The organism is Mesorhizobium sp. M4A.F.Ca.ET.020.02.1.1, from assembly GCF_004022645.1.
Classification (GTDB): Bacteria; Pseudomonadota; Alphaproteobacteria; order Rhizobiales; family Rhizobiaceae; genus Mesorhizobium.
The window spans coordinates 1-1,388 of sequence record NZ_RZOI01001091.1; the positions used below are offsets into that span (position 1 = coordinate 1).

General features: G+C 61.9%; 2 protein-coding genes. Both read right to left on the reverse strand.

Annotation, left to right across the window (positions count from 1 at the left end):
• Nucleotides 1–1,104 (reverse strand): MFS transporter (locus tag EN742_RS35075; RefSeq protein WP_128333889.1); only part of this gene is annotated, 1,104 nt, incomplete at its 3' end.
• Nucleotides 1,105–1,137: 33 nt separating this feature from the next.
• A partial coding sequence (locus EN742_RS35080) for an SDR family oxidoreductase (protein ID WP_128333890.1) occupies nucleotides 1,138–1,388 on the reverse strand: 251 nt, incomplete at its 5' end.

The following is a 1,388-nucleotide window of genomic DNA, read 5'->3' on the forward strand; positions in this document are numbered from 1 at the left end:
CGACACAGCCGCCGCGCCGGCCGCCTTACCGAAATTATAGGCGAAGCGCTGACCGCTCGCGCGAATGGCGGAGGGGAAAAGCTCGGTGAAGAATGGCCCCAGCGCGGCATAGTTTCCGATCGTGAAGAAGCCGAACGGCGCGCCGAGGACAATCAGCGGCCAACCCGAGAGCGGCAGGAACATATAGGCGATGGTGATCGACCAGGAGCACAGCAGAAACAGCTGGAACGTCCGCCGCCGGCCCAGGCGATCGGCCAGATATGCGCTCGCCAGGAATCCGAAGAACGAACCGCCGGTCACCACGAAGACATAATATCCCGAGGCGCCCGGCGACAGCTCGCGCACCGTCTTCATGAAGGTCGGCAGCCAGTTGACGATCGCGCCACCGACACCAATCACGCCGAATGCAAGCAACGACGAGAGCACCGTTGTCGGCAATGTTTCCGGCTGGAAGATCGCGCCCAATCCCGGACGATTTCCGGTCTTCTCGACGAGCTCGCGCGTTCTGACGAAGATCTCCGGCTCCTCGAGCTTACGCCGTAGATAGAGAACCAGAAGGCCAGGAAGGACGCCAATCATCAACAGAACACGCCATCCATAGTCCTGGGGAAAATACGCCAGGACCAATCCTGCCAATATGGCGGCCGCGCTCCATCCAACGCCGAAGCCGCTCTGGACCGTTCCGACGGCCTTGCCACGATGCTCGGCGCGGATGATCTCGCCCATGAGAACCGCGCCGGCGGCCCACTCGCCGCCGAAGCCCAGCCCCTGCAGGATGCGCAGGAACATCAGCTGCTGAAAATCCTGCGCGAAACCAGCAAGGAAGGTGAAGCTGCAGAACCACAGGATCGTGAGCTGCATGATGCGGGCCCGGCCAAAGCGGTCAGCGAGGTAGCCGCAGGCCCATCCTCCAATTGCCGCGGAGAGCAACGTTGCCGTTGCCAGATAGCCAGCCTGTGCCGTCGACATTCCCCAGGCCGCGATGAGAATTGGCAGCACGAAGCTGAAGAGCTGTGCATCCATCGCATCGACGGCCCAGCCGGCAAAACAGCCCCAGAAGGTGTTCCGCTCTCGCTCCGTCAACTCTTTGTACCAAGTGAACATTTCTTCCTCCCGTAGTTTCCTCGCGACGGCCCGCTAAACGACCAATGGTGTGAGGCCTCCGTCCATGGTCAGCGAAGCGCCGGTCACGTATGAGGATCTTGCGCTGGCGAGAAAAAGCGCGGCGTCGGCCACTTCTTCGGCCCGTGCGTAGCGCCGCAGCGGTATCCGCTGCTCATTGAGCCGCAGCAGCTCTTCCGGCGTCTTGCCGGTCATCCTGGATTCCACTTCGAGCGACAATTGCAGACGTTCGGTCATGGTAGCGGCGGGATTGAGCACGTTGACCC